Here is a 26,085-nt window from a genome sequence, read left to right as displayed (position 1 = left end):
CAGGCACAGCAAGGGGGAGCAAGCTCCCCCTTTAGTTTTTACCGGACACTAGTGACGCGGAGCGTGGGAACGATCAGGCAGAGCGGCGGACGCCCGCCCGATCCCGCGAGCGTGTTAACATCGCCGCTTTTGCACGATTGACCCGTTGAGAGCTGAGCACTGATGGCCACCAGATCCGTTGTACTCGATACCGAAACCACCGGCATGCCGGTGACCGACGGCCACCGGATTATCGAAATCGGTTGTGTCGAGTTGCTCGGTCGGCGCCTGACCGGCCGGCATTTCCACGTTTACCTGCAACCGGATCGCGAGAGTGACGAAGGCGCCATCGGCGTCCACGGCATCACTAACGAATTTCTGGTGGGCAAGCCGCGTTTCACTGAAGTGGCCGATGAATTTTTCGAGTTCATCAAGGGCGCGCAGCTGATCATCCATAACGCGGCGTTCGACGTTGGCTTCATCAACAACGAATTTGCTCTGATGGGCCAGCACGATCGCGCGGACATCACACAGCACTGCACGATCCTCGACACCCTGATAATGGCCCGGGAACGTCACCCGGGGCAGCGCAACAGCCTCGATGCCTTGTGCAAGCGCTATGGCGTCGACAACTCCGGCCGTGAACTGCACGGCGCCTTGCTCGACTCCGAGATTCTCGCCGACGTTTACCTGACCATGACCGGCGGCCAGACCAGCCTGTCGCTGGCCGGTAACGCGTCCGATGGCAACGGTTCGGGCGAAGGCGCGGACAACTCCGCCACGGAAATCCGTCGTCTGCCGGCCGATCGTCAGCCGACCCGGATCATCCGCGCCAGTGAAGAGGATCTGGCCCAACACGTCGCGCGCCTGGAAGCTATCGCCAAATCCGCCGGTGCGCCGTCGCTGTGGCAGCAACTGGCCGAGGCCAAGGCGCAGGCCTGATCGTGATGGGCTTTTGTGGCGAGGGAGCTTGCTCCCGCTCGGCTGCGCAGCAGTCGCAAATCCTGCCAACACGGTTTATCTGAGGCAATGCAGGGGGCCGCTTCGCAGCCCAGCGGGAGCAAGCTCCCTCGCCACAGGTAATCATCCTTGGCCACATCATGGTGCACCGGTTGTTCCACCACAGGGCACGCCCCCTCGCCACATGCGCTCCAACCCTCTACCCTGAGGTAATTGGCAGGCCACGATCTGCCGCCTCAGGACGCCGAGCCTCATGTATAAAGATTTGAAATTCCCGGTCCTGATCGTCCACCGCGACATCAAGGCCGACACCGTTGCCGGTGATCGTGTGCGTGGCATTGCCCGGGAGCTGGAGCAGGAAGGTTTCAGTATCGTTTCGGCGGTTGATTACACCGAGGGGCGTCTGGTTGCCTCGACCCATCACGGCCTTGCCTGCATGTTGATTGCCGCCGAAGACGCCAGCACCCACGCCCATCTTCTGCATAACATGGCCGAACTGATTCGCCTGGCGCGGGTTCGGGCGCCGGACCTGCCGATTTTCGCCCTGGGCGAGCAAGTCACCCTGGAAAACGCCCCGGCCGACGCCATGGCCGAGCTCAATCAGCTGCGCGGCATTCTCTATTTATTCGAAGACACCGTGCCATTCCTCGCCCGTCAGGTTGCCCGCGCGGCGCGCAAGTACCTGGATGGCCTGTTGCCGCCGTTCTTCAAGGCGCTGGTGCAGCACACCGCCGACTCCAATTATTCTTGGCACACGCCGGGGCATGGCGGCGGCGTGGCGTATCACAAGAGCCCGGTAGGGCAGGCGTTTCATCAGTTTTTCGGGGAAAATACCCTGCGTTCGGATTTGTCGGTGTCGGTCCCTGAACTCGGTTCGCTGCTCGATCACACCGGTCCCTTGGCCGAGGCGGAAGCGCGAGCAGCACGCAACTTCGGCGCCGATCACACCTTTTTCGTGATCAATGGCACCTCGACCGCCAACAAGATCGTCTGGCATTCCATGGTGGCCCGCGATGATCTGGTGCTGGTGGATCGCAACTGCCATAAGTCGGTGTTGCACGCGATCATCATGACCGGCGCGATTCCGCTGTACCTGTGCCCAGAGCGCAATGAGCTGGGGATCATCGGCCCGATCCCGTTGAGTGAGTTCAGCCGCGAATCGATCCAGGCCAAGATCGACGCGAGCCCGCTGACCCAGGGCCGCGAGCCCAAGGTCAAGTTGGCGGTGGTGACCAACTCGACTTACGACGGCCTCTGTTACAACGCTGAGCTGATCAAGCAGAGCCTGGGCAACAGTGTCGAGGTGCTGCATTTCGACGAGGCCTGGTTCGCCTACGCGGCGTTCCACGAGTTCTTCGCCGGCCGTTACGGCATGGGCACGTCCCGCAGCGAAGACAGCCCCTTGGTGTTCACCACCCATTCCACGCACAAACTGCTGGCGGCGTTCAGCCAGGCGTCGATGATTCACGTGCAGGACGGCGGTGCGCGGCAGTTGGATCGCGACCGTTTCAACGAAGCGTTCATGATGCACATCTCGACTTCGCCGCAGTACAGCATCATCGCCTCGCTGGACGTGGCCTCGGCAATGATGGAAGGGCCGGCCGGTCGTTCGCTACTGCAGGAAATGTTCGACGAGGCCCTGAGCTTTCGCCGGGCGCTGGCCAATCTGCGCCAGCATATCGCCGCCGATGACTGGTGGTTTTCCATCTGGCAGCCACCCTCGGCGGAAGCGATCGAGCAGGTGGTCAGCGAAGACTGGCTGCTGCAACCCGACGCCGACTGGCACGGCTTTGGCGGCGTGACCGACGACTACGTGCTGCTCGATCCGATCAAGGTCACGCTGGTGATGCCGGGGCTGACGGCGGGCGGTGCGCTGAGTGCGCGCGGGATTCCGGCGGCGGTGGTCAGCAAGTTCCTCTGGGAGCGCGGGCTGGTCGTGGAAAAGACCGGGCTGTATTCGTTCCTGGTGCTGTTCTCGATGGGCATTACCAAGGGAAAATGGAGCACGCTGCTGACCGAGTTGCTGGAATTCAAGCGCAGCTACGATGCCAACGTCAGCCTGTCGTCCTGCCTGCCGTGCGTGGCGCAACAGAACGTTGCCCGTTATCAAGGCATGGGTTTGCGCGATCTGTGCGATCAATTGCACGCCTGTTATCGCAGTAATGCCACGGCCAAACACCTCAAACGCATGTACACAGTGCTGCCGGAAGTCGCGATGAAGCCGGCGCACGCCTATGATCAATTGGTACGCGGGGAAGTGGAGGCCGTTTCGATCGATGCTCTGGACGGGCGGATCGCGGCAGTGATGCTGGTGCCATACCCACCGGGGATCCCGTTGATCATGCCCGGCGAGCGTTTCACCGAGTCGACCCGCTCGATTATCGATTACCTGAAGTTTGCCCGGGCGTTCGACAGCAGCTTCCCCGGGTTTGTCGCTGATGTGCATGGCTTGCAGCACGAAGACGAGGGCAATGGACGGCATTACACCGTCGATTGCATCAAGGAATGAGGACCTTTGCGAGTATGCAACCTGTCATGAATCCCAAATACCCAGGCCTCTCGGTGCGTGTCGCCGATGAGGGGTTTGCGGCTTATATCTGGGGCAGTGATTTCAGTTTTGAAGTCGCCGCCTATGGCGCCGCACAAATCGGCAAACCGGTGGCGCAGTGGCCGGTGACGCCAATCACCCCGTATCGCAAGTGCTACGGCATCGATCCTGAAGAGTTCAGCAGTTTTCGCGATGCCGCCGACAGTGCGATTTTCATGGCTTATCTGGATGACGAGCCGGTGGGCCACCTGGTGGTCAGCACCAACTGGAACGGCTTCGCCCATATCGATGAGTTGGCGGTGCATGCGCCGGCGCGTCGCCATGGCGTGGCCAAGGCGTTGCTGGATGTGGCGCAGTTCTGGAGCCGCAAGAAGAAACTGCCGGGCATCATGCTGGAAACCCAGAACAACAACTTGGGTGCCTGCCGGCTGTATGAACGCTGTGGCTATGTGATTGGCGGGATCGATCATCTGCGCTATCGCGGGATCGACCCGAACACCGCCGAAGTCGCCTTGTTCTGGTATCGATTGTTCGATAACCCGCTGGAAAAACCGATCAGCTCGCCAGCATCGCCACGGCTTGTTCCGTGATGATGTCCAGCAGCGTCTGAACCGCCGGAGAGGGTTCGGCATTTTTCAGGCGCAAGGCATAGACGCTGATCGGTACCGCAGGCGCCAGCGGGCAGGCATCGAGCCCGGCCGATTTGGCACCGAGGGCGGTAAACGGGTCGACAATCGCCAGGCCTTCACCGGCCTCGACCATGCTGCGCATCATCTGATGCGTCTGCACCCGGGTCTGGATGACCGGGGCAGGGCGCAGCGCATGCAGCTTGTTGTCCAGCGCCGGGCTGAGCGGGTCGTGACCTTCCAGGCCGACCATCGACTGGCCGGCCAGGTCTTGCAGCGAGATGTACTTTTGCTTCGGTTGCAGCCAGCCATGGGGTGCCAATAGCTGGAGCTTGCCCTGGGCGATGACCCGGCAATCGATATCGGCATGGTCCGGGTCGTGCAGGCTCAGGCCCAGATCGCTTTCGCGCAGCAGCAGGCTTCTGACAATCTCGCGGGTCGGTTGGCTCAGGAGGGTGCAAGGTGCATCGGGGAGGCGTCGGCGCAGCGCCGCGATGCTCTGCGGCAACAGCTGTTGCGCCAACGGTGGGGTGCAGATGATTCGCAGGGGCGGGGCCAGATATTGCTTGAGGCTGCTGGCCAGTCGCTGGACCGGCTCAAGGGCTTCGTAGATGCGGGCGATCTCGACCTGCAACTCCCGCGCCTCGCGCGTGGCTTGCAGACGGCCACGCACGCTGGCAAACAGCATGAAACCCAACTGATCCTCGGCATCGCGCAGCGTGCGTTCAACCTCGGTCACGGGCAACTGCAACCATTCGGCGGCGGTGCCCAGGTGACCGGTCTGCAGGAGCGCCTGGATCACTTCGATATGACGTAAACGCATGCGTGAAGTCCATGTTCAGCAGGTGAGGGAGTCAGTGACTGAATCCTAACTCAAGTGCGCGCATATGACTTCTGCTCATAACAGCGGGTTATGAAGCGACGTTCGTTTCAGGTTCGCGAATAAGGGTGACACCGGTTTGCACCAGCACAAACTCATTGTCATCGAGTTTGTTGACCCGGTCGCCAATGGCCAGTTTATAGGTGGTGACAGGCGCAGAGCCGGCGAGGCCGTCGTGCGACAGGGTGGATTCCTGGAACTCATGCACGGAATAAACACGGCCTTCCGCGTCTCTTGCATGGAACTGACCGACGAGTACTGCTGCCATCTGCTTAGAACCTCTGGAGATAAATCACTCAATTTGCGGTTCTGTAGACCGTGGTTGGGCGAGGTAAGTTTTCCTACAGGAAAAAAATAGTCAGGGGCGGCGATTTTCCGTCGCCCGCTGGTTGAATCGTCATTTGATCATCTATAACTAGAAGCTCTTTCCATCGAACAGTCGAGTATCTTCCATGAGCAACGTCTACGAGATCGCCGTTCTGGTCGGCAGCTTGAGAAAAGCATCGATCAACCGCAAGGTCGCGCTGGCGCTGGCCGAGCTGGCGCCTGCCAATCTGAAGCTGACTATCGTCGAAATCGGCGATTTGCCACTGTACAACGAAGACATCGATGGCGATTCACCGCCGGCAGCCTACAGCACTTTCCGACAACAAGTGCGCTCATCCGACGCGGTGCTGTTCGTGACCCCGGAATACAACCGTTCGGTGCCTGCGCCGTTGAAGAACGCGATTGACGTCGGTTCGCGTCCCTATGGCAAGAGTGTCTGGGACGGCAAGCCGGGTGCAGTGATCAGCGCTTCACCGGGCGCCGTCGGCGGATTTGGCGCCAACCACAATGTGCGCCAGTCGATGGTGTTTCTCAATGTGCCGTGCATGCAGCAGCCGGAAGCTTATCTGGGCGGTGCCGGTTCAGCGTTCGACGAGGCGGGCAAGTTGTCGGAGTCGCTCAAGCCGTTCCTGCAGAAATTCATCAATGCGTATGCGCAGTGGGTCGAGCAGCATAAAAAGCCATGACCAACTCTTTTGGCAAACCACAACCCCTGTAGGAGCGAGGCTTGCCCGCGAAGGACACGCCGCGGTTTTTCAGGTACTGCGCGTCATCGTTCTTCGCGGGCAAGCCTCGTTCCTACGGGTTTCTGCGTTTAGAACCTTCACTTTACGGTCTATTCAAACCTCCCTATATTCCGCGCTTCGTTTTTCCGTCGGGCTGGAACCGGGTTTATATGCTCATCGCATCGTTGATTTTTTTGCTGACCATCACCCTGGTGATCTGGCAACCCAAAGGCCTGGGCGTCGGCTGGAGTGCGGTATTCGGCGCGGTGCTGGCGCTGCTGTCCGGGGTGGTGCACCTGAGCGATATTCCGCTGGTGTGGCAGATTATCTGGAATGCCACCGGCACCTTTGTTGCGCTGATTATCATCAGCCTGCTGCTGGATGAGGCGGGGTTCTTTGCCTGGGCCGCGTTGCATGTGGCCCGTTGGGGGCGGGGCAGCGGGCGCAAGCTCTTTGCTTATATGGTGCTGCTCGGCGCACTGGTCTCTGCGTTGTTCGCCAATGACGGCGCGGCGCTGATTCTTACGCCGATCGTGATTTCCATGTTGCTGGCGTTGCGTTTTTCCCCGGCGGCGACCCTGGCGTTCGTGATGGGGGCCGGTTTCATCGCCGACACCGCGAGCCTGCCGCTGGTGGTGTCGAACCTGGTGAACATTGTTTCGGCTGACTTCTTCAAAATCAGTTTCAACCGCTACGCCGCGGTGATGATCCCGGTCAACCTGGTGAGCGTGGCGGCGACCCTGGCAATGTTGATGGTGTTCTTCCGTCGCGACATCCCCCGTGATTACGATCCCGGGCAATTGGCAGACCCGGCCACCGCGATTCACGACACCGCGACGTTTTATGCCGGTTGGGTCGTGCTGGTGATTCTGCTGCTCGGCTGCTTTGCCCTAGAGCCGTTGGGCATTCCGATCAGCGCGATTTCCTCGGTGTGCGCCGCACTGCTGCTGGCCATTGCCGCCCGTGGCCACAAGATTTCCACGCGCAAGGTGATGAAAGAAGCGCCGTGGCAGATCGTGATTTTTTCCTTAGGGATGTACCTCGTGGTGTATGGCCTGCGCAACGCCGGGCTAACCGGGTATCTGGCCGGTTGGCTGGATGGCTTTGCCGGTTACGGCGTATGGGGCGCGGCCATGGGCACCGGGGTGCTGACGGCGTTGCTGTCGTCGGTGATGAACAATCTGCCGACCGTGCTGATCGGCTTGCTCTCGATCGATGCCAGTCAAGCGACCGGCGTGGCGAAAGAGGCGATGATCTACGCCAACGTCATCGGCAGCGACCTGGGGCCGAAAATTACCCCGATCGGCAGTCTGGCGACCTTGCTGTGGCTGCATGTGTTGCAGCGCAAGAATATCCGGATTGGCTGGGGGTATTACTTCAAGGTCGGGGTTGTGCTGACGGTGCCGGTGTTGTTGGTGACGTTGGCGGCTTTGGCGTTGCGGTTGTCCATCTAGACCGCGTTGGCCCATTCGCGGGCAAGCCTCGCTCCTACAGGGTTTAGTGTTGATTATGAATGTGTGAACGACACAAAACCCGTAGGAGCGAGGCTTGCCCGCGAATGAGCCCGCCCAGGCACTACAAAACTCAACCACTGCCCGGCACATTCGGCCAAAGATCGGACACCAGAAACAGCCGCTCGGCCTCTTCCCAATCCCCTTTGGCATTCTCTGTCAGCCGCACCATCAATTGCGCCGGTGCCAGCGGGTCCAGATCGCTCAGCCACGCATCCAGCTGTTCAGCGCCCCAGGTCTGCTCTTCGGGATAGTGCGCCGGCGCCAGCCAGGCATGGCGGGGCAGGGGTTGCCAGCGACCGAACGGACGCTGCACGACAAAATCCGCCCAGTCCTTCTGGTGCAGCCAGCTACCGCGCAAATGCTGAGGGTGTGCGCCGCTCGGTGGTTCGGCCTGCCCCGGCCACGGATAGAGCAGATAACCACCCAGCCACAGGTGCGCGCTGAACTGCTGGATATCCAGCGATGCCAGCACTTCACGGCTCTCCGCCCGCGCTGAAATCGGCAATTGATGTCGGCTCAGGTGTTCCAGTTTGCGGTCCAGTCGATCATGGCAGCCCGGTCCGAGCCACTGCGCGGTGTCATGGCCGTCACCGTTCTGCGGGCCGAGGTAGAGTTTGATCGCCAGTTCCAGATGATGCACGCCATCGCGATCGCGCAGCAGCATGTCCAGCTCGCCCAAGGTGTGGCCTTCGCGGCGGATCGGCATGTTGGCGGCAATCAGCTCGATCCCCGGCGCGTGCCGCACGGCGTACTGCCATAGCCGTTCGTAGTACAAACCCAGGCGCCGGGTCCTGGCCTGGGCCAGCCAGTGCAGCAAATCGTAACTGTCACGGTCCAGTTGCCTGAGCCAGTGTTCCAGGCGCTCCGGAGCCTGCACCCAATCGCTGCCGGCCAACGGATGACGCTGCGGCCACGGGGTGGCACTGAGCATCGGCGGCGCGAGGATGACCCAAGCCAGGTCGCGCACTTCAGGGTGGCGCAACTGGTGAGGTAACTGGAGCAAATCTGGAAATAGGATCATCTTGCGAGCATAGCCCGAAACGCGAGCACACCGTTGTGGCTGAAAGGGTTTTGTCTACGCCGCGCTTTCGCCCATAATCGTGTTTTTCGCCGTCGCAGGCCGCCGCGTCCCAATAGGAGCCCCATGGAGCAATTTCGTAATATCGGCATCATCGGTCGCCTGGGCAGTTCTCAGGTGCTGGATACCGTCCGCCGACTGAAACGGTTTCTGCTCGATCGTCACCTGCACGTGATCCTCGAAGACACCATCGCCGAAGTCCTGCCGGGCCATGGCCTGCAAACTTCGTCGCGCAAGATGCTCGGTGAAGTCTGTGACATGGTGATTGTGGTCGGTGGTGACGGTAGCCTGTTGGGCGCCGCCCGGGCGCTGGCCCGGCACAATATTCCGGTGCTCGGCATCAACCGTGGCAGCCTGGGATTCCTCACCGATATTCGCCCCGATGAGCTGGAAGTCAAAGTCGCCGAAGTGCTCGACGGCCACTATCTGGTGGAAAACCGTTTCCTGCTGCAAGCCGAAGTCCGGCGCCACGCCGAAGCCATCGGCCAGGGCGATGCGCTGAACGACGTGGTGCTGCACCCCGGTAAATCGACGCGAATGATCGAGTTCGAACTGTACATCGACGGCCAGTTCGTCTGCAGCCAGAAGGCCGACGGCCTGATCGTTGCCACGCCCACCGGTTCGACCGCCTACGCGCTGTCGGCGGGCGGCCCGATCATGCATCCCAAGCTCGACGCTATTGTGATTGTGCCGATGTACCCCCATACCTTGTCGGGTAGGCCGATTGTGGTCGATGGCAACAGTGAGCTGAAAATCGTCGTGTCCAAAGATATGCAGATTTACCCGCAAGTCTCCTGTGACGGGCAGAACCACTTCACCTGCGCGCCCGGTGACACCATCACCATCAGCAAGAAAGCGCAGAAGCTGCGGCTGATTCACCCACTCGACCACAACTACTATGAAGTCTGCCGGACCAAGCTCGGCTGGGGCAGCAAGTTGGGTGGTGGAGGCGACTGATGCTCGATCCCGCGCGTAGCTACGACCTGATCGGTGACGTGCACGGTTGCGCTCTGACCCTTGAGCATTTGCTCGACCGGCTCGGTTACCACAAACAGGCGGGTGTCTGGCGGCATCCGTCGCGTATGGCGGTGTTCCTCGGCGACATCATCGACCGCGGCCCGCGCATTCGCGAGGCGCTGCACATCGTCCACGACATGGTCGAGGCCGGCCAGGCGCTGTGCATCATGGGCAACCATGAATTCAACGCCCTGGGCTGGAGCACGCCGGCGCCGCCGGGCAGCGGCAAGCAGTTCGTGCGCGAACATACGCCGCGCCACGCACGCCTGCTCAAGGAAACCCTGACCCAGTTCGAGGATCATCCCGAGGAATGGCAGGACTTCCTGCAATGGTTCTACAAGCTGCCATTGTTCGTCGACGCCGGGCGTTTCCGCGTGGTGCATGCCTGCTGGGACGCCGGCCTGATCGAACCGTTGCGCGGCTTGTTCCCTGACGGTTGCATCGACGAACATTTCCTCCAGGCCTCCGCGGTGCCGGGCAGTTTCGCCTGTACCGTGTTCGATCGCCTGTTGCGCGGCACCGACATGCGCTTGCCCCACGGCTTGACCATGACCAGCGGCGACGGCCTGACCCGTTCCTTCTTCCGCACCAAATTCTGGGAAGACGACCCGCAAACCTACGGAGACATCGTGTTCCAGCCCGACGCCTTGCCTGAACCGGTGGCCCGCACGCCGCTGTCGTCCAGTGAAAAAGACAACCTGCTGCGCTACGGTATCGATGAGCCGATGTTGTTCGTCGGCCACTACTGGCGCAGCGGCAAACCGGCGCCGATCCGCCCGAACCTGGCGTGCCTGGATTACAGCGCGGTGCTCTACGGCAAACTGGTCGCTTATCGTCTGGATCAGGAAACCCGTCTCGACCCGCATAAATTTGTCTGGGTCGATGTCGAGCGGCCGGAGTTGCTGCAATGACGGCGGTAGCGGTATTGCGTCTGCCGCTGGCAGTGGATTTGAGCGGGTTCGTCAAACTGCTGCAGCGCATGCAAGTGCCCCATCGGGTCAGCGAAGAGGCGGGCGAGCAGGTGTTGTGGGTACCCGCCAGCATCAGCGAAGACGTGCGCTCGTTGTACGAACGTTTCCCGGCCGGCGACCCCGATCAGCAACTGGATATCCCGGAGGCGCCGACCCTGCAGCGTCCGGGCTTTGTCGAGCAGTTGCGCCACAGCAAGGCCACGGCGTTCGTGCTGTTGCTGAGCCTGATCGTCGGCGCGGTGACGCTGCTGGGCGAAAACCTCGAGACGATGCGCTGGCTGACCTTCCTCGATTTCCGCGTGGTCGGCGAATACATCCATTTCACACCACTGGCCGACAGCCTGGCGGCGGGGCAGTGGTGGCGCCTGGTGACGCCGATGCTGATCCACTTCGGCATCCTGCACCTGGCCATGAACGGCATGTGGTACTGGGAACTGGGGCGGCGCATCGAGTCGCGTCAGGGCAGCATCAACCTGATCGGCCTGACGTTGCTGTTCAGCCTGGTGTCCAACTATGCCCAGTTCCTTTTCAGCGGCCCGACCCTGTTTGGCGGGTTGTCCGGGGTGCTGTACGGCCTGCTCGGGCATTGCTGGATCTTCCAGCTGTTGTCGCCGAACCCGGCTTATCGCCTGCCTCGTGGGGTGTTGGTGATGATGCTGGTGTGGTTGCTGCTGTGCCTGTCGGGCTTGGTCTCAATGATCGGCTTCGGCGAAATTGCCAACGCGGCCCACGTCGGCGGGTTACTCATCGGATGCTTCACCGGTTTGTTGGGCGGCTTGTTCAACCGCCGTAAACTGACTTCTAAATAAGCTATGTGAATGAAGAGCGCGGAGACCCTGATGTCCTCTTTTAACGAAATGATCAAAAACATCACCCCGGATATCTACCAGAGCCTGAAACTGGCGGTGGAAATCGGCAAATGGTCCGACGGTGGCAAGCTCACCGCCGAGCAGCGCGAACTGTCCCTGCAAGCGATGATCGCCTGGGAAATCCAGAATCTGCCCGAGGAAGAGCGCACCGGCTACATGGGCCCGCAGGAGTGCTCGTCGAAGTCGATCGAAGTGCCGAATATTCTGTTCAAGTCGGATGCCATCCATTGATCGAGATTGGCCGCGGTGCAATCAGCAAAATGTCGGCGCGCCTTGACGGGCCGAACGTGCAGTACGCTTTTCGTCTGGGCGAGGTAGAGGTCCCGGTCAATCCATTGATCGGCACTACGGTGCGCCTGGAATACCTGGGGGCGATCCACTGCACCCATTGCGGACGCAAGACCAAAACCAGTTTCAGCCAGGGTTACTGCTACCCGTGCATGACCAAACTGGCCCAGTGCGACATCTGCATCATGAGCCCGGAGCGTTGCCACTACGACGCTGGCACTTGCCGGGAGCCTGAGTGGGGCGAGAAGTTCTGCATGACCGACCATGTGGTTTACCTGGCCAATTCGTCGGGGATCAAGGTCGGCATTACCCGCGCCACCCAGCTGCCGACCCGCTGGCTCGATCAGGGCGCCAGCCAGGCGTTGCCGATCGTGCGCGTCTCGACCCGTCAGCAGTCGGGCTTCGTCGAAGACCTGTTCCGCAGCCAGGTCGCCGACAAGACCAACTGGCGTGCTTTACTCAAGGGCGATGCGGTGTCGGTGGATCTGGCGCAGGTTCGCGATCAGCTATTTGAAAACTGCGCCGAAGGTTTGCACAGTTTGCAGGAGCGATTCGGCCTACAAGCAATCCAGACGATTACCGATGTCGAACCGCTAGAAATCCGCTACCCGGTCGAGCAGTACCCGGCCAAAATCGTCAGCTTCAACCTGGACAAGAACCCGATTGCCGAAGGCACGCTGTTGGGGATCAAGGGCCAGTACCTGATTTTCGACACCGGCGTGATCAATATTCGTAAATACACGGCCTACCAGCTCGCCGTGCATCAGTAAGGACTCCAGCATGCGCACCGAACAACCGAAGATGATTTACCTGAAGGACTATCAGGCGCCCGAGTACCTGATCGACGAGACGCACCTGACCTTCGAGTTGTTCGAGGACCACAGCCTGGTCCATGCGCAACTGGTGATGCGCCGCAACCCTGAACGTGGCCCGGGCCTGCCGCCGTTGGTGCTGGATGGCCAGCAACTCGAACTGCTGTCGGTGACATTGGCCGACCGCGAACTGAGCGCTGCCGACTACCAGTTGACCGAGAACCATCTGACCCTGCAGCCGACCGAAACAAGTTTCACGGTCGACACCAGCGTCCGGATCCACCCGGAAACCAACACTGCCCTGGAAGGCCTGTACAAATCCGGCACGATGTTCTGCACCCAGTGCGAGGCCGAAGGTTTCCGCAAGATCACCTATTACCTCGACCGCCCGGACGTGATGAGCACGTTCACCACCACGGTGGTCGCCGAGCAGCACAGCTATCCGGTGCTGCTGTCCAACGGCAACCCGATTGCCTCCGGTCCCGGCGAAGACGGTCGTCATTGGGCGACCTGGGAAGACCCGTTCAAGAAGCCTGCCTACCTGTTCGCGCTGGTGGCCGGTGACCTGTGGTGTGTCGAAGACACTTTCACCACCATGGCCGAGCGCTCCGTGGCGCTGCGCATTTATGTCGAGCCAGAAAACATCGACAAGTGCCAGCACGCCATGAACAGCCTGAAGAAGTCCATGCGTTGGGACGAAGAAGTCTACGGTCGCGAGTACGACCTGGACATCTTCATGATCGTCGCGGTCAACGACTTCAACATGGGTGCCATGGAAAACAAGGGCCTCAACATCTTCAACTCCAGCGCCGTGCTGGCCCGTGCCGAAACCGCTACCGACGCCGCTCACCAGCGGGTCGAGGCGATTGTCGCTCACGAATACTTCCACAACTGGTCGGGCAACCGCGTGACCTGCCGCGACTGGTTCCAGCTGTCGCTGAAAGAAGGCTTCACCGTGTTCCGCGATTCGGAATTCTCGGCCGACATGAACTCGGCCACGGTCAAGCGCATCCAGGACGTAGCGTACCTGCGCACCCACCAGTTCGCCGAAGATGCCGGCCCCATGGCCCATGCCGTGCGCCCGGACAGCTTCATCGAGATTTCCAACTTCTACACCCTGACCGTGTACGAAAAGGGTTCGGAAGTGGTCGGCATGATCCACACCTTGCTTGGCGCCGATGGTTTCCGCAAAGGCAGCGACCTGTACTTCGCACGCCATGACGGCCAGGCCGTGACCTGCGACGACTTCATCAAGGCCATGGAAGATGCCAATGGCGTCGACCTGACTCAGTTCAAACGCTGGTACAGCCAGGCCGGCACACCACGTCTGGCAGTGAGCGAGTCCTACGACGCAGCGGCGAAAACCTACAGCCTGACCTTCCGTCAGAGCTGCCCGGAAACCCCGGACAAGGTGGAAAAACTGCCGTTCGTGATTCCGGTGGAGCTGGGTCTGCTTGATTCGAAAGGCGCAGCGATTGCAGTGCGTCTGTCCGGTGAAGCCAGTGCTCAAGGTACTTCGCGAGTTATCTCGGTGACTGAAGCCGAGCAGACCTTCACCTTCGTCGACATTGCTGAAAAACCACTGCCTTCGTTGCTGCGCGGCTTCTCGGCGCCGGTGAAACTGAGCTTCCCGTACGATCGCGATCAACTGATGTTCCTGATGCAGCACGACAGCGACGGTTTCAACCGTTGGGATGCCGGCCAGCAATTGTCGGTGCAGGTGCTGCAAGAACTGATTGCCCAGCAGCAGAAGGGCGAGGCGCTGGTGCTGGATCAGCGTTTGATTGCAGCGCTGCGTACCGTACTGGCCGACGAGACGCTGGATCAGGCGATGGTTGCGGAAATGCTCTCGCTGCCGAGCGAAGCGTACCTGACCGAAATCAGCGAAGTGGCTGATGTCGAGGCTATTCACACGGCTCGCGAATTCGCTCGCAAGCAATTGGCGGACAACCTGTTTGATGCGTTGTGGCAGCGTTATCAGGCCAACCGCGATCTGTCGAAGAAGACTCCGTATGTGGCCGAGGCCGTGCACTTCGCCCGCCGCGCACTGCAGAACATTGCGTTGTCCTACCTGATGCTCAGCGATAAACCAGAAGTGTTGGCCGTGACCCTTGAGCAGTTCGACGCGTGCGACAACATGACCGAGCGCCTGACCGCGTTGGCGGTGCTGGTGAATTCGCCGTTCGAAGAGCAGAAAGCCAAGGCACTGGCGAGCTTCGCCGAGCACTTCAAGGACAATCCGCTGGTCATGGATCAGTGGTTCAGCGTTCAGGCCGGCAGTGTATTGCCCGGCGGTCTGGCGCGGGTCAAAGCCTTGATGCAACACCCGGCATTCAACATCAAGAACCCGAACAAGGTGCGGGCACTGGTCGGCGCGTTTGCCGGGCAGAACCTGATCAACTTCCACGCGGCGGATGGTTCCGGGTATCGGTTCCTGGCGGATCTGGTCATCGAGTTGAACGGGTTTAATCCGCAGATTGCTTCTCGCCAACTGGCGCCGCTGACTCGCTGGCGCAAGTACGACAGCGCCCGTCAGGTGTTGATGAAAGGCGAACTGGAGCGGATTCTCGCTTCGGGGCAACTGTCCAGCGACGTGTACGAAGTGGTCAGCAAAAGCCTGGCCTGACCTTGCCCACCTGATCGTCTGATCGTTCCCACGCTCTGCGTGGGAATGCATCCCGTGACGCTCCGCGTCACAGCCTCAACAGCGGACGCAGAGCGTCCATGGCGGCATTCCCACGCGGAGCGTGGGAACGATCTTCCGACCCGACACCATCACCGCTCCGAATGCCTCCCCATTCACCCACGCCCCATATCCCCCTGGTTAACAAAACATAACGTGGCGTCGATTGTCAGACCTTTCCAAACCCCGATAGGATAAGCCCAGCTTCCGAAGGGGCTCTGGATTGCGGGTTTCAGGACTATGCTCTGGAATAGGGCAGTCCCGGTGAGCACCCCCTTACGGCGCCCTGAAAGGTTGAATGACCTAACAATAATAATGGGGGAAGGTCTATGAGTGAGCCTGTCATGGGTGTGAGTATTTGCCGCCCGCCGGCGTTACGCAGGTTCGTGTTGCTGGCTACAGCGCTCTCGCTGTTGGGTTGTGCCGTGTTGTCGGCCCCTGTGCTGGCCGCTGCCGCGCCGACCGCCGACGTGGTTTATTCCGTTGAATCCGCCAAGGCCAGCAAAGGCCTGATGCTCGATGTCGTACATGCCGGCAAACGCCTGGTGGCGGTCGGCGATCGCGGGCACATCCTGTATTCCGATGACCAGGGCGCGACCTGGACCCAGGCCAAGGTGCCGACCCGGCAACTGCTGACCGCGGTATTTTTTGTCGACGACAAACACGGTTGGGCCGTCGGCCATGACGCACAGATCCTCGCCAGTGAAGACGGCGGCGTCACCTGGAGCAAGCAATTCGAAGACCTGAAGCGCGAATCGCCGCTGCTCGACGTCTGGTTCAACGATGTCAACAGCGGCTTTGCCGTGGGCGCTTACGGTGCTTTGCTGGAAACCACCGACGGCGGCAAAAACTGGGAAGACGCCAGCGATCGCCTGGACAACGAAGACCAGTACCACCTCAACGCCATAGCTGCAGTCAAGGATTCCGGCATTTTCATCGTCGGCGAGCAGGGCAGCATGTTCCGTTCCGCCGATGAAGGGCAGACCTGGGAAAAGCTGGAAGGCCCATACGAAGGCTCGCTGTTCGGCGTCATCGGCACTGCGCAACCGGCCACGCTGCTGGTCTACGGCTTGCGGGGCAATCTCTACCGCTCCACGGATTTCGGCACCACGTGGGAGCAGGTCGAACTCAAGGCTGCACGCGGTGCGCTGGAATTCGGCCTGTCCGGCGCCACGCTGCTCGACGACGGTTCCATCGTGATCGTCGGTAACGGCGGCAGTGTCATTCGCAGCAGTGACGACGGCGAAACCTTCAGCGTGTTCAACCGTCCCGATCGCATTTCCGTCTCGGCGGTCACGGCGGCGGGCAACGGCAATCTGATTCTGGCCGGGCAGGGCGGCGTTCGCGTCACTTCGCCAACTGGCGCAGAGAATGGAAAAAACGGGTCGTCCAAATGAGCCGGGCAAATAATAAGAAGGCGGGTCTATGACATCCTTAACCACTCCTCATCAGGACAAGGCGACGTTTCTTGAACGCCTGATCTTCAACAACCGCCCGGCGGTGATCGTCATCTGCCTGCTGGTCAGTATTTTCCTGTTCTGGCAGGCGACGCTGATCCGGCCGTCCACCAGCTTCGAAAAAATGATCCCGCTCGAGCATCCGTTCATTGAAAAGATGATGGAGCATCGCAACGATCTGGCGAACCTGGGCAACACCGTACGGATTTCCGTGGAAGCCACCGACGGCGACATCTTCTCCAAGGAGTACATGGAGACCCTGCGCCAAATCAACGACGAGGTGTTCTACATCTCCGGCGTCGACCGTTCCGGCCTCAAGTCGCTGTGGAGCCCGAGCGTGCGCTGGACCGAGGTGACGGAGGAGGGCTTCGCCGGTGGTGAAGTGATCCCCCAGAGCTATAACGGCTCCCTGCAGAGCCTCGACCTGCTGCGCAACAACGTGCTCAAGTCCGGGCAAGTCGGGCGTCTGGTGGCCAACGACTTCAAGTCGAGCATCGTCGACATCCCATTGCTGGAGTCCTACCCGGACCCGCAGGACCAGGGCAAGTTGCTGGCGCTGGACTACCGCAAGTTCTCACACGAACTTGAAGACAAGATCCGCAACAAGTTCGAAGCCCAGAACCCCAACGTGAAGATCCACATTGTCGGGTTCGCCAAGAAAGTCGGTGACCTGATCGATGGGCTGGTCATGGTGGTGATGTTCTTCGGCGTCGCCTTCGTCATTACCCTGATCCTGTTGTACTGGTTCACCAACTGCATGCGCAGCACCGTGGCGGTACTGAGTACGACACTGGTGGCGGTGGTCTGGCAGCTCGGCTTGATGCACTTTTTTGGCTTCGGGCTTGATCCGTACTCGATGCTGGTGCCGTTCCTGATCTTCGCCATCGGGATTTCCCATGGCGTGCAGAAAATCAACGGTATCGCCTTGCAGTCCAGCGAGGCGGACAACGCACTGACCGCGGCGCGGCGTACATTCCGTCAGTTGTTCCTGCCGGGGATGATCGCGATCCTCGCGGATGCGGTGGGCTTTATCACGCTGTTGATCATCGACATCGGCGTGATTCGCGAACTGGCCATCGGCGCGTCCATCGGCGTGGCGGTGATCGTGTTCACCAACCTGATCCTGCTGCCGGTAGCGATTTCCTACGTGGGTATCAGCAAACGCGCCGTCGACCGCAGCAAGAAAGACGCGCACCGCGAGCATCCCTTCTGGCGCCTGCTGGCGAACTTTGCCAGCCCGAAAGTCGCACCGGTCTCCATTGCCCTGGCGCTGATTGCCTTCGGTGGTGGCCTCTGGTACAGCCAGAACCTGAAAATCGGCGACCTCGACCAGGGCGCGCCGGAACTGCGTCCGGACTCGCGTTACAACAAGGACAACAGTTTCATCATCAACAACTACTCCACCAGTTCCGACGTGTTGGTGGTGATGGTCAAGACCAAATCCGAAGGTTGCTCGCGCTATGAAGCCATGGCGCCGATCGACGAGCTGATGTGGAAGATGCAGAACACCGAGGGCGTGCAATCGGCGATCTCGCTGGTGACGGTGTCCAAGCAGATGATCAAGGGCATGAACGAGGGCAACCTGAAATGGGAAACCCTGTCGCGCAACCCGGACGTGCTGAACAACTCCATCGCCCGTGCCGATGGTCTGTACAACAACAATTGCTCCCTGGCGCCGGTGCTGGTGTTCCTCAACGATCACAAGGCCGAAACCCTGGATCGCGCGGTTCATGCGGTGCAGGACTTCGCCAAGGACAACAACAAGGAAGGCCTGGAGTTCATCCTCGCCGCCGGTAACGCCGGGATCGAGGCCGCCACCAACGAGGTGATCAAACGCTCCGAACTGACGATTCTGGTGCTGGTGTACATCTGCGTCGCGACCATGTGCATGATCACCTTCCGTTCCTGGGCGGCGACCTTGTGCATCGTGCTGCCGCTGGTGCTGACCTCGGTGCTCGGCAACGCACTCATGGCGTTCATGGGCATCGGTGTGAAAGTGGCGACCTTGCCAGTGGTGGCACTCGGGGTGGGGATCGGCGTGGATTACGGGATCTACATCTACAGTCGCCTGGAAAGCTTCCTGCGTGCTGGTCTGCCGCTGCAAGAGGCGTACTACCAGACGCTGAAATCCACCGGCAAGGCTGTGCTGTTCACAGGTCTGTGCCTGGCGATCGGTGTGTGCACCTGGATTTTCTCGGCGATCAAGTTCCAGGCCGACATGGGCCTGATGCTGACCTTCATGCTGCTCTGGAACATGTTTGGCGCGTTGTGGCTGTTGCCGGCGCTGGCGCGGTTCCTGATCAAGCCGGAGAAACTGGCAGGGCAGAAGGGCAACTCGCTGTTTGCTCACTGACCGGCCGCTGAAACAACAAAGCCGCAACCTTGGTTGCGGCTTTTCTGTTTATGAAGATCTTTTGACTTTGCTTTACGAGGGATCGGTGCCGAGCACCACATTCAAGGCATTACGCGCATCGTCGAGTTGCACCAACGTCGCATGCCGCGCGCCCAGCGCATCGCGATTCTCGATCGCCGTAAGAATCGCCTTGTGCCGAGGCAACGCCAGTTCATGCAGGTTCGGCCGTTGGTTGGAGTGTTTCAAGGCTTCGGCAATCGCCACCGACAACATGTTGCACAGGTTCGCCAGCAGGTCGTTGTGGGTCGCGTCGGCGATGCGGCTGTGGAAATCCAGGTCCGGCTGCAACAAGGCTTCAGGCGTCGGTGCCGCTTCCATGCGCTGGTAGGCTTCACCGATGGAGGCGATGTCTTCGTCGGTGGCGAACTGCGCGGCCAATGCGGCGGCGGCCGGTTCGATGATGCTGCGCACGCTGGTCAGCAGGCTGAAGAACTCATTCTGCGGGCTGCTTTGCATCAACCAGTGCAGCACGTCCGGGTCGAGCATGTGCCATTCCCGGCGCGGCTTGACCACGGTGCCGACCCGCGGACGGGAATACACCAGGCCCTTGGCAACCAGCACTCGGGTCGCTTCGCGCAGGACTGGCCGGCTGACCGCGTATTCCTCGCACAACAGGGCTTCGGCGGGCAGCTTGTCGTCCGGTTTGAAACGTCCCGAGACAATCTGCATGCCCAGTTCCTGGACGATGCGCGAGTGCATGCTTTTGCGGTCAGAGGGTTTGCGGTAATCCATGGGGAACGGCGCGATCCTGTGCGATGGGGTGCTGCGCATGATAGCAGGCGCGGCGGGTACAATCATTGTGGCGAGGGAGCTTGCTCCCGCTCGGCTGCGAAGCAGTCGCAAATCGGCCGGCACGGTCTGCCTGACAAATCGCGACTGCCTGTATTGGGGCCGCTTCGCAGCCCAACGGGACGGTGCGGCGATCCGACAAGCTCCCTCGCCACAGGTTCTGCTGTGGTTACAGAATCCAGAGGGTCAGTGAGAGTGACGCGGCACCTCGGCTCCACGACAACCGACGAGGAAGTCGAAGTCGCAGCCCTGATCCGCCTGCAGCACATGGTCGATGTACAGCTGGCGATAGCCGCCCACCAGCAACTGCTGCGGCGGTTGCAGATCGGCCATGCGCGCGGCCAGTTCGGCATCCGGAATATCCAGGTGCAAACGTCCATTGGCGCAATCAAGCTCGATCCAGTCGCCTTCCTTCACCGCAGCCAAAGGCCCGCCGGCGGCCGCTTCCGGTGCCACATGCAAAACCACGGTGCCGTACGCCGTGCCGCTCATGCGCGCATCGGAAATCCGCACCATGTCGGTCACACCCTGGGCCAGCAGCTTGGCCGGCAAGCCCATGTTGCCGACTTCGGCCATGCCTGGATAACCCTTCGGCCCGCAGTTTTTCATCACCAGAATCGAGTTGGCATCCACGTCCAGTTCCGGGTCGTTGATCCGCGCCTTGTACATGTCGAAGTTCTCGAACACCACCGCGCGCCCACGATGTTGCATCAGCTCGGCACTCGCTGCGGAGGGTTTGAGCACCGCACCCAGTGGCGCCAGGTTGCCGCGCAGCACACAGATGCCGCCGTCGGCGCGGATCGGGTTGTCGAGGGTGCGGATCACTTCGTCCTGGCCATAGATTGGCGCGTCCTTGGTGTTCTCGCCGAGGGTTTTGCCGTTGACGGTGAGGGCGTTCGGGTTTGGAATCAGGTTGGCTTCGCCGAGGCGACGCAGCACCGCAGGCAAGCCGCCAGCATAGTAGAACTCTTCCATCAGGAAGCGACCGGACGGTTGCAAGTCGACAATGGTCGGCATGCCGCGACCGATGCGGGTCCAGTCATCCAGATCCAGTTCGACACCGATGCGCCCGGCGATGGCTTTCAAATGGATCACCGCGTTGGTCGAACCGCCGATGGCGGCGTTCACCCGGATGGCGTTTTCGAAGGCTTCTTTGGTGAGGATTTTCGACAGCTTCAAATCTTCGCGAACCATCTCCACCGCACGCATGCCAGACATGTGCGCCAACACATAACGGCGCGCATCAACCGCCGGAATCGCCGCGTTGTGGGGCAGGGACGTGCCCAGTGCTTCAGCCATGCAAGCCATGGTCGAGGCGGTGCCCATGGTGTTGCAAGTACCGGCCGAACGAGACATACCGCCCTCGGCCGCGAGGAAATCATCAAGGGTGATGGTGCCAGCCTTGACCTGTTCGCTGAGCTGCCACACCACCGTGCCCGAACCAATGTCCTGGCCCTTGTGCTTGCCGTTGAGCATCGGCCCACCGGTCACGACGATCGCCGGCACGTCGCAACTGGCCGCGCCCATCAGCAGCGCCGGAGTGGTTTTGTCGCAACCGGTGAGCAGCACAACGCCGTCGATAGGGTTGCCGCGAATGGCTTCCTCGACATCCATGCTCGCCAGGTTACGGGTGAGCATGGCGGTGGGGCGCAGGTTCGATTCGCCATTGGAGAACACCGGGAATTCCACTGGAAAACCGCCGGCTTCGATCACCCCGCGTTTGACGTGCTCCGCGATCTGGCGGAAATGCGCGTTGCACGGGGTCAGTTCCGACCAGGTGTTGCAGATGCCGATGATCGGCTTGCCGTGGAACTGATGGTCGGCGATGCCCTGATTCTTCATCCAGCTGCGGTACATGAAGCCGTTCTTGTCGGCAGTGCCAAACCATTGGGCGGAGCGCAGGGTGGGTTTCTTATCAGTCATGATCGGTTCTCTTATTGTATGACTATATTGTTCGAGCTACGGCGTAACATAAGCGCAATTTCCGCTGTTTGGAAGTGTTGTTGCTTAAATAGTATTACTATATAGTCGATTTCAACGGAGGGATGGCCCTGGTGGTTTTCCGCGAGAGGCGTCCCCCGAGGTTCTATAACAACAACAATCGGAGACCGAACTCATGAGCCAGGAATTGCGGCTTATACGTCGCATCACGCTGAAACTGATTCCCTTCCTGATCCTGCTGTACCTGATCGCCTATGTGGATCGCTCCGCCGTGGGGTTCGCCAAACTGCACATGGGCGCCGACGTCGGTATCGGTGACGCGGCTTACGGATTTGGCGCCGGGCTGTTCTTCATTGGTTACTTTCTGCTGGAAATCCCCAGCAACCTGATGCTCGACCGCTTCGGCGCCCGCCGCTGGTTCGCGCGGATCATGCTCACCTGGGGCGCCATCACCATCGGCATGGCGTTCGTCCAGGGACCGAACAGCTTCTATGTGATGCGCTTTCTGCTCGGCGCGGCCGAAGCCGGGTTCTTTCCGGGCGTGCTGTACTACATCACCCAATGGTTCCCGATTCGCCATCGCGGCAAGATCCTCGGGCTGTTCATCCTTTCCCAACCCATCGCAATGATGATCACCGGCCCGGTGTCCGACGGTTTGCTCGGCATGGACGGCATCCTTGGCCTGCACGGCTGGCAGTGGCTGTTCATCGTCATCGGTACGCCAGCGATCCTGCTGACCTGGCCGGTGCTGCGCTACTTGCCGGACGGCCCGGACCAAGTGGAATGGCTGGATCAATCCGAGAAAGACTGGCTGACCGGGGAACTGAAAAAAGACCTCGCCGAATATGGCCAGACCTGCCACGGCAATCCGCTGCATGCACTGAAGGACAAACGGGTGTTGCTGCTGGCGCTGTTCTATCTGCCGGTGACCCTGAGCATCTATGGTCTCGGTTTGTGGCTGCCGACGCTGATCAAGCAGTTCGGTGGCACGGACCTGGTGACCGGGTTCGTGTCATCGGTGCCGTACATCTTCGGGATCATCGGTTTGCTGATCATTCCGCGCAGTTCCGACCGCCTGAATGATCGCTACGGTCATCTGGCGGTGCTGTATGTGTTGGGTGCCATCGGCCTGTTCCTCAGCGCCTGGCTGTCGGTGCCGGTGCTACAACTGGCGGCGCTGTGCCTGGTGGCGTTCGCGCTGTTTTCCTGCACGGCGGTGTTCTGGACCTTGCCGGGGCGATTCTTCGCCGGCGCCAGTGCAGCGGCGGGGATCGCCTTGATCAATTCGGTGGGCAACCTCGGCGGCTACATCGGCCCGTTCGTGATCGGTGCGCTGAAGGAATACACCGGCAACCTGGCGTCGGGGCTGTACTTCCTGTCCTGCGTGATGGTGTTCGGCCTGGTCCTGACCGGCGTGGTGTATCGCCTGCTGGAGCGCAAGCACGTGCTGCCGGCCGACCAGTTTGCCGCCAGCGCTCGCGGCGCTACCCGTAGCTGACGGGAAACTGGCCAACAAGTTCTGCATTAACAGGAGAAGGTTCATGCGTTTAGTTCAGTTCGAATTGAGTAATGGCGAGCGCCGCGTCGGCGTGGTCGAAGACGATCTGGTGCGCGAAGTGCGGGATGCGCACACGGTGCGGGATCTGGCGCTGGCAGCGATCGAGGCGGGGGTCAATCTTGAGCAACAGGTTCAAACCCTGGGGCTGGGCATCAGCCACAACTATGCCGAGCTGCTGGCCAAGCTGCGCATCCTGCCGCCGCTGGATCACCCGGACCCGGCGCATATGCTGGTCAGCGGCACCGGCCTGACCCATTTGGGCAGCGCCTCGGCCCGGGACAAAATGCATCAGCAGGTCGGCGACGAAGCGGCGATGACCGACACCATGCGCATCTTCAAATGGGGCGTGGAGGGTGGTAAACCCGCATCCGGCTGGGCTGGTGTACAACCGGAATGGTTCTACAAGGGCGACGGCAGCATCGTCGTGCGACCGGGCAAACCGTTCCCGTTGCCGCCCTTTGCCGAAGATGCCGGGGAAGAGCCAGAGCTCAGCGGCCTCTATGTCATCGGCCACGACCGCAAACCGTATCGCCTCGGTTTCGCGGTGGGCAACGAGTTCTCCGATCACGTGATGGAACGCAAGAATTACCTTTACCTGGCCCATTCGAAACTGCGCAGTTGCAGCTATGGCCCGGAGCTTCGGGTCGGCGAATTGCCGCAACACCTGGCGGGCACCAGCCGCATCTTGCGTGACGGCGAAGTGCTGTGGCAGAACGAGTTCCTCAGTGGCGAAGCCAACATGTGCCACAGCCTGGAAAACCTCGAGTATCACCATTTCAAGTACAGCCAGTTCCTGCGCCCCGGCGATGTGCACATCCACTTCTTCGGCACCGCGACCCTGTCCTTCGCCGATGGCATTCGCACTCGGCCGGGCGATGTGTTCGAGATCAGCCAGGCCGAGTTCGGCGCCCCCTTGATCAACGGCATCGCTCCGGTTGAAGCAGCGTTCGAACCCGGCACCGTCGGCACACTTTAAGGAGACACCCATGACCCGGATTCTTGGTCACAACTACATTGGCGGTGAGCGCAGCGCTGCCGGCACCGTCAAACTGCAAAGCGTCGATGCCAGCACTGGCGAGGCCTTGCCCCACGATTTCTACCAAGCCACTGCTGCAGAAGTCGATGCCGCCGCGAAGGCTGCCGCCGCTGCTTACCCGGCCTATCGCAGCCTGAGCGCCGAACGCCGTGCGCAATTTCTGGACACAATTGCCGATGAACTGGACGCCCTGGGCGATGAGTTCGTGGCCGTGGTCTGCCGCGAAACCGCGTTGCCGGCGGCGCGGATTCAAGGCGAGCGTGGGCGCACCAGCGGCCAGATGCGTCTGTTCGCCAAGGTGCTGCGGCGCGGTGATTTCTATGGCGCGCGGATCGATCTGGCGCTACCGGAACGCCAGCCACTGCCGCGTCCGGACCTGCGCCAATACCGCATTGGTCTGGGGCCGGTGGCGGTGTTTGGCGCGAGTAACTTTCCGTTGGCGTTTTCCACGGCGGGCGGCGATACCGCTTCAGCTTTGGCCGCTGGCTGCCCGGTGGTGTTCAAGGCCCACAGCGGTCACATGGCAACCGCTGAATGGGTGGCCGACGCGGTGATCCGAGCCGCCGAGAAAACCGCCATGCCGGCCGGTGTGTTCAACATGATCTATGGCGGTGGAGTAGGGGAAGCGCTGGTCAAGCATCCGGCGATTCAGGCGGTCGGTTTTACCGGCTCACTGAAAGGCGGTCGGGCGCTGTGCGACATGGCTGCGGCACGGGCGCAGCCGATTCCGGTGTTTGCCGAGATGTCGAGCATCAACCCGGTGATCGTGTTGCCTCAGGCGCTGGAAATTCGTGCTGAGAGCATCGCCCGTGACCTCACTGCTTCGGTGGTGCAGGGCTGCGGGCAGTTCTGTACCAATCCGGGGCTGGTGATCGGCATTCGTTCGCCGCAGTTCAGTGCGTTCGTGCAGCAGGTGGCCGGGCTGATCGGCGATCAGCCGGCGCAAACCATGCTCAACGCCGGCACCTTGAGCAGCTATGGCAAAGGCCTGCACAAGCTTCTCGCCCATCCGCAGATCGAGCACCTGGCCGGCAACCCGCAACAAGGCAATCAGGCGCAGCCGCAGCTGTTCAAGGCGGATGTGAGCCTGTTGCTCGATGGCGATGAAGTGCTGCAAGAGGAAGTGTTCGGCCCGACCACGGTGTTTGTTGAGGTGGCGGATCAGGCGCAACTCAGTGCTGCGCTGAACGGCCTGCACGGGCAACTGACGGCAACGATTATAGGTGAGCCGACGGACTTCGAACGCTTCGGCGAGCTGACGCCATTGTTGGAGCAGAAGGTCGGGCGGATTCTGCTCAATGGTTATCCGACCGGTGTGGAAGTCTGCGATTCGATGGTCCATGGCGGACCGTATCCGGCGACTTCCGATGCGCGCGGCACTTCGGTGGGCACCCTGGCCATCGACCGTTTCCTGCGCCCGGTGTGCTTCCAGAACTACCCCGACAGCCTGCTGCCGGAAGCCTTGAAGAATGGCAATCCGCTGCGCATCCAACGTCTGGTCGATGGCAAACCATCGCGCGACGCTCTCTAGCCGCCCACAACTGATTGGCTCGGTCCGCTGTAACTGATCGTTCCCACGCTCTGCGTGGGAATGCAGCCCGTGACGCTCCGCGT

At 60.8% G+C, this 26,085-nt stretch carries 21 protein-coding genes; 16 read left to right on the top strand and 5 right to left on the bottom strand.

All coding sequences use genetic code 11. The features are described from left to right. Positions 1-162 precede the first annotated feature (162 nt). The 3 genes from dnaQ (at position 163) to AC1RO5_RS27810 (ending at position 4,077) form a co-directional block, all read left to right on the top strand. Positions 163-921, top strand: coding sequence for a DNA polymerase III subunit epsilon (dnaQ, locus tag AC1RO5_RS27820; RefSeq protein WP_019579324.1), 759 nt, complete (start codon positions 163-165; stop codon positions 919-921). A 271-nt stretch (positions 922-1,192) separates the two neighbouring features. Beyond that, complete coding sequence (locus tag AC1RO5_RS27815; protein ID WP_493178839.1) at positions 1,193-3,448, top strand: Orn/Lys/Arg family decarboxylase; 2,256 nt, start codon at positions 1,193-1,195, stop codon at positions 3,446-3,448. A gap of 14 nt (positions 3,449-3,462) precedes the next feature. Beyond that, the gene (locus tag AC1RO5_RS27810; protein ID WP_493178838.1) at positions 3,463-4,077 is read left to right on the top strand and encodes a GNAT family N-acetyltransferase; all 615 of its coding nucleotides are present in this window, start codon (positions 3,463-3,465) and stop codon (positions 4,075-4,077) included. On the opposite strand, the gene AC1RO5_RS27805 is transcribed toward AC1RO5_RS27810, so the two are convergent. After that, positions 4,043-4,936 carry a LysR substrate-binding domain-containing protein gene (locus AC1RO5_RS27805; protein ID WP_493178836.1) on the bottom strand — a complete coding sequence of 298 codons (894 nt, stop codon included), beginning with the start codon at positions 4,934-4,936 and terminating at the stop codon, positions 4,043-4,045. The two genes, AC1RO5_RS27810 and AC1RO5_RS27805, sit on opposite strands and share 35 nt — an antisense overlap. Positions 4,937-5,024: 88 nt before the next feature. Then, positions 5,025-5,261 (bottom strand): hypothetical protein, encoded by a 237-nt coding sequence (locus AC1RO5_RS27800; protein ID WP_007937775.1) that lies wholly within the window; start codon positions 5,259-5,261, stop codon positions 5,025-5,027. A 184-nt stretch (positions 5,262-5,445) separates the two neighbouring features. Here AC1RO5_RS27800 and AC1RO5_RS27795 point away from each other — a divergent pair, with 184 nt between their 5' ends. Further along, entirely contained in the window at positions 5,446-6,006 is a 561-nt protein-coding gene (locus tag AC1RO5_RS27795; RefSeq protein WP_493178834.1) for an NADPH-dependent FMN reductase, read from the top strand. Between the two features lie 209 nt (positions 6,007-6,215). Then, complete coding sequence (locus AC1RO5_RS27790; protein ID WP_493178832.1) at positions 6,216-7,499, top strand: arsenic transporter; 1,284 nt, start codon at positions 6,216-6,218, stop codon at positions 7,497-7,499. A gap of 130 nt (positions 7,500-7,629) precedes the next feature. Here the strand turns inward: AC1RO5_RS27790 and AC1RO5_RS27785 are convergent, their stop codons facing one another. Then, positions 7,630-8,580 carry a DUF1853 family protein gene (locus tag AC1RO5_RS27785; RefSeq protein ID WP_493178830.1) on the bottom strand — a complete coding sequence of 317 codons (951 nt, stop codon included), beginning with the start codon at positions 8,578-8,580 and terminating at the stop codon, positions 7,630-7,632. 123 nt (positions 8,581-8,703) lie between these two features. On the opposite strand from AC1RO5_RS27785, the gene AC1RO5_RS27780 reads away from it, so the two are divergent. From AC1RO5_RS27780 to AC1RO5_RS27745, 8 genes are all read left to right on the top strand, one after another. Beyond that, positions 8,704-9,594 (top strand): NAD(+) kinase, encoded by an 891-nt coding sequence (locus tag AC1RO5_RS27780; RefSeq protein WP_007906781.1) that lies wholly within the window; start codon positions 8,704-8,706, stop codon positions 9,592-9,594. Next, entirely contained in the window at positions 9,591-10,565 is a 975-nt protein-coding gene (locus tag AC1RO5_RS27775) for a metallophosphoesterase (RefSeq protein ID WP_493178843.1), read from the top strand. Before AC1RO5_RS27780 ends, AC1RO5_RS27775 begins: the two co-directional genes overlap by 4 nt. Further along, entirely contained in the window at positions 10,562-11,434 is an 873-nt protein-coding gene (locus AC1RO5_RS27770; protein ID WP_493178828.1) for a rhomboid family intramembrane serine protease, read from the top strand. Before AC1RO5_RS27775 ends, AC1RO5_RS27770 begins: the two co-directional genes overlap by 4 nt. Positions 11,435-11,464: 30 nt before the next feature. Continuing rightward, positions 11,465-11,725, top strand: a complete 261-nt coding sequence (locus AC1RO5_RS27765; protein WP_007906784.1) for a YeaC family protein — start codon at positions 11,465-11,467, stop codon at positions 11,723-11,725. Further along, positions 11,722-12,552 (top strand): DUF2797 domain-containing protein, encoded by an 831-nt coding sequence (locus tag AC1RO5_RS27760; RefSeq protein ID WP_493178826.1) that lies wholly within the window; start codon positions 11,722-11,724, stop codon positions 12,550-12,552. Before AC1RO5_RS27765 ends, AC1RO5_RS27760 begins: the two co-directional genes overlap by 4 nt. 10 nt (positions 12,553-12,562) lie before the next feature. Further along, positions 12,563-15,220, top strand: coding sequence for an aminopeptidase N (gene pepN / locus AC1RO5_RS27755; protein WP_493178824.1), 2,658 nt, complete (start codon positions 12,563-12,565; stop codon positions 15,218-15,220). Between the two features lie 386 nt (positions 15,221-15,606). Beyond that, complete coding sequence (locus tag AC1RO5_RS27750) at positions 15,607-16,674, top strand: WD40/YVTN/BNR-like repeat-containing protein (protein WP_493178822.1); 1,068 nt, start codon at positions 15,607-15,609, stop codon at positions 16,672-16,674. Between the two features lie 28 nt (positions 16,675-16,702). Beyond that, positions 16,703-19,087 (top strand): efflux RND transporter permease subunit, encoded by a 2,385-nt coding sequence (locus AC1RO5_RS27745; RefSeq protein WP_493178820.1) that lies wholly within the window; start codon positions 16,703-16,705, stop codon positions 19,085-19,087. Between the two features lie 72 nt (positions 19,088-19,159). On the opposite strand, the gene AC1RO5_RS27740 is transcribed toward AC1RO5_RS27745, so the two are convergent. Together AC1RO5_RS27740 and AC1RO5_RS27735 are read right to left on the bottom strand one after the other, a co-directional pair. Beyond that, positions 19,160-19,879, bottom strand: coding sequence for a FadR/GntR family transcriptional regulator (locus AC1RO5_RS27740; protein WP_086776271.1), 720 nt, complete (start codon positions 19,877-19,879; stop codon positions 19,160-19,162). A gap of 243 nt (positions 19,880-20,122) precedes the next feature. Further along, complete coding sequence (locus AC1RO5_RS27735) at positions 20,123-21,859, bottom strand: IlvD/Edd family dehydratase (protein ID WP_493178818.1); 1,737 nt, start codon at positions 21,857-21,859, stop codon at positions 20,123-20,125. Positions 21,860-22,052: 193 nt separating this feature from the next. On the opposite strand from AC1RO5_RS27735, the gene AC1RO5_RS27730 reads away from it, so the two are divergent. From AC1RO5_RS27730 to AC1RO5_RS27720, 3 genes are read left to right on the top strand one after another with little or no spacing between them, the layout of a single operon-like run. Next, positions 22,053-23,375 carry an MFS transporter gene (locus AC1RO5_RS27730; protein ID WP_493178816.1) on the top strand — a complete coding sequence of 441 codons (1,323 nt, stop codon included), beginning with the start codon at positions 22,053-22,055 and terminating at the stop codon, positions 23,373-23,375. A 43-nt stretch (positions 23,376-23,418) separates the two neighbouring features. After that, positions 23,419-24,411: an AraD1 family protein gene (araD1, locus tag AC1RO5_RS27725; protein WP_493178814.1), complete on the top strand. Its 993-nt coding sequence runs from the start codon at positions 23,419-23,421 to the stop codon at positions 24,409-24,411. Positions 24,412-24,421: 10 nt separating this feature from the next. Beyond that, positions 24,422-26,002 (top strand): aldehyde dehydrogenase (NADP(+)), encoded by a 1,581-nt coding sequence (locus AC1RO5_RS27720; protein WP_493178813.1) that lies wholly within the window; start codon positions 24,422-24,424, stop codon positions 26,000-26,002. The last annotated feature ends 83 nt before the right edge of the window (positions 26,003-26,085 follow it).

The sequence above is a fragment of the Pseudomonas sp. GW822-FHT02G04 genome, assembly GCF_058802085.1.
This window is presented reverse-complemented; position numbering and strand designations above follow the sequence as displayed.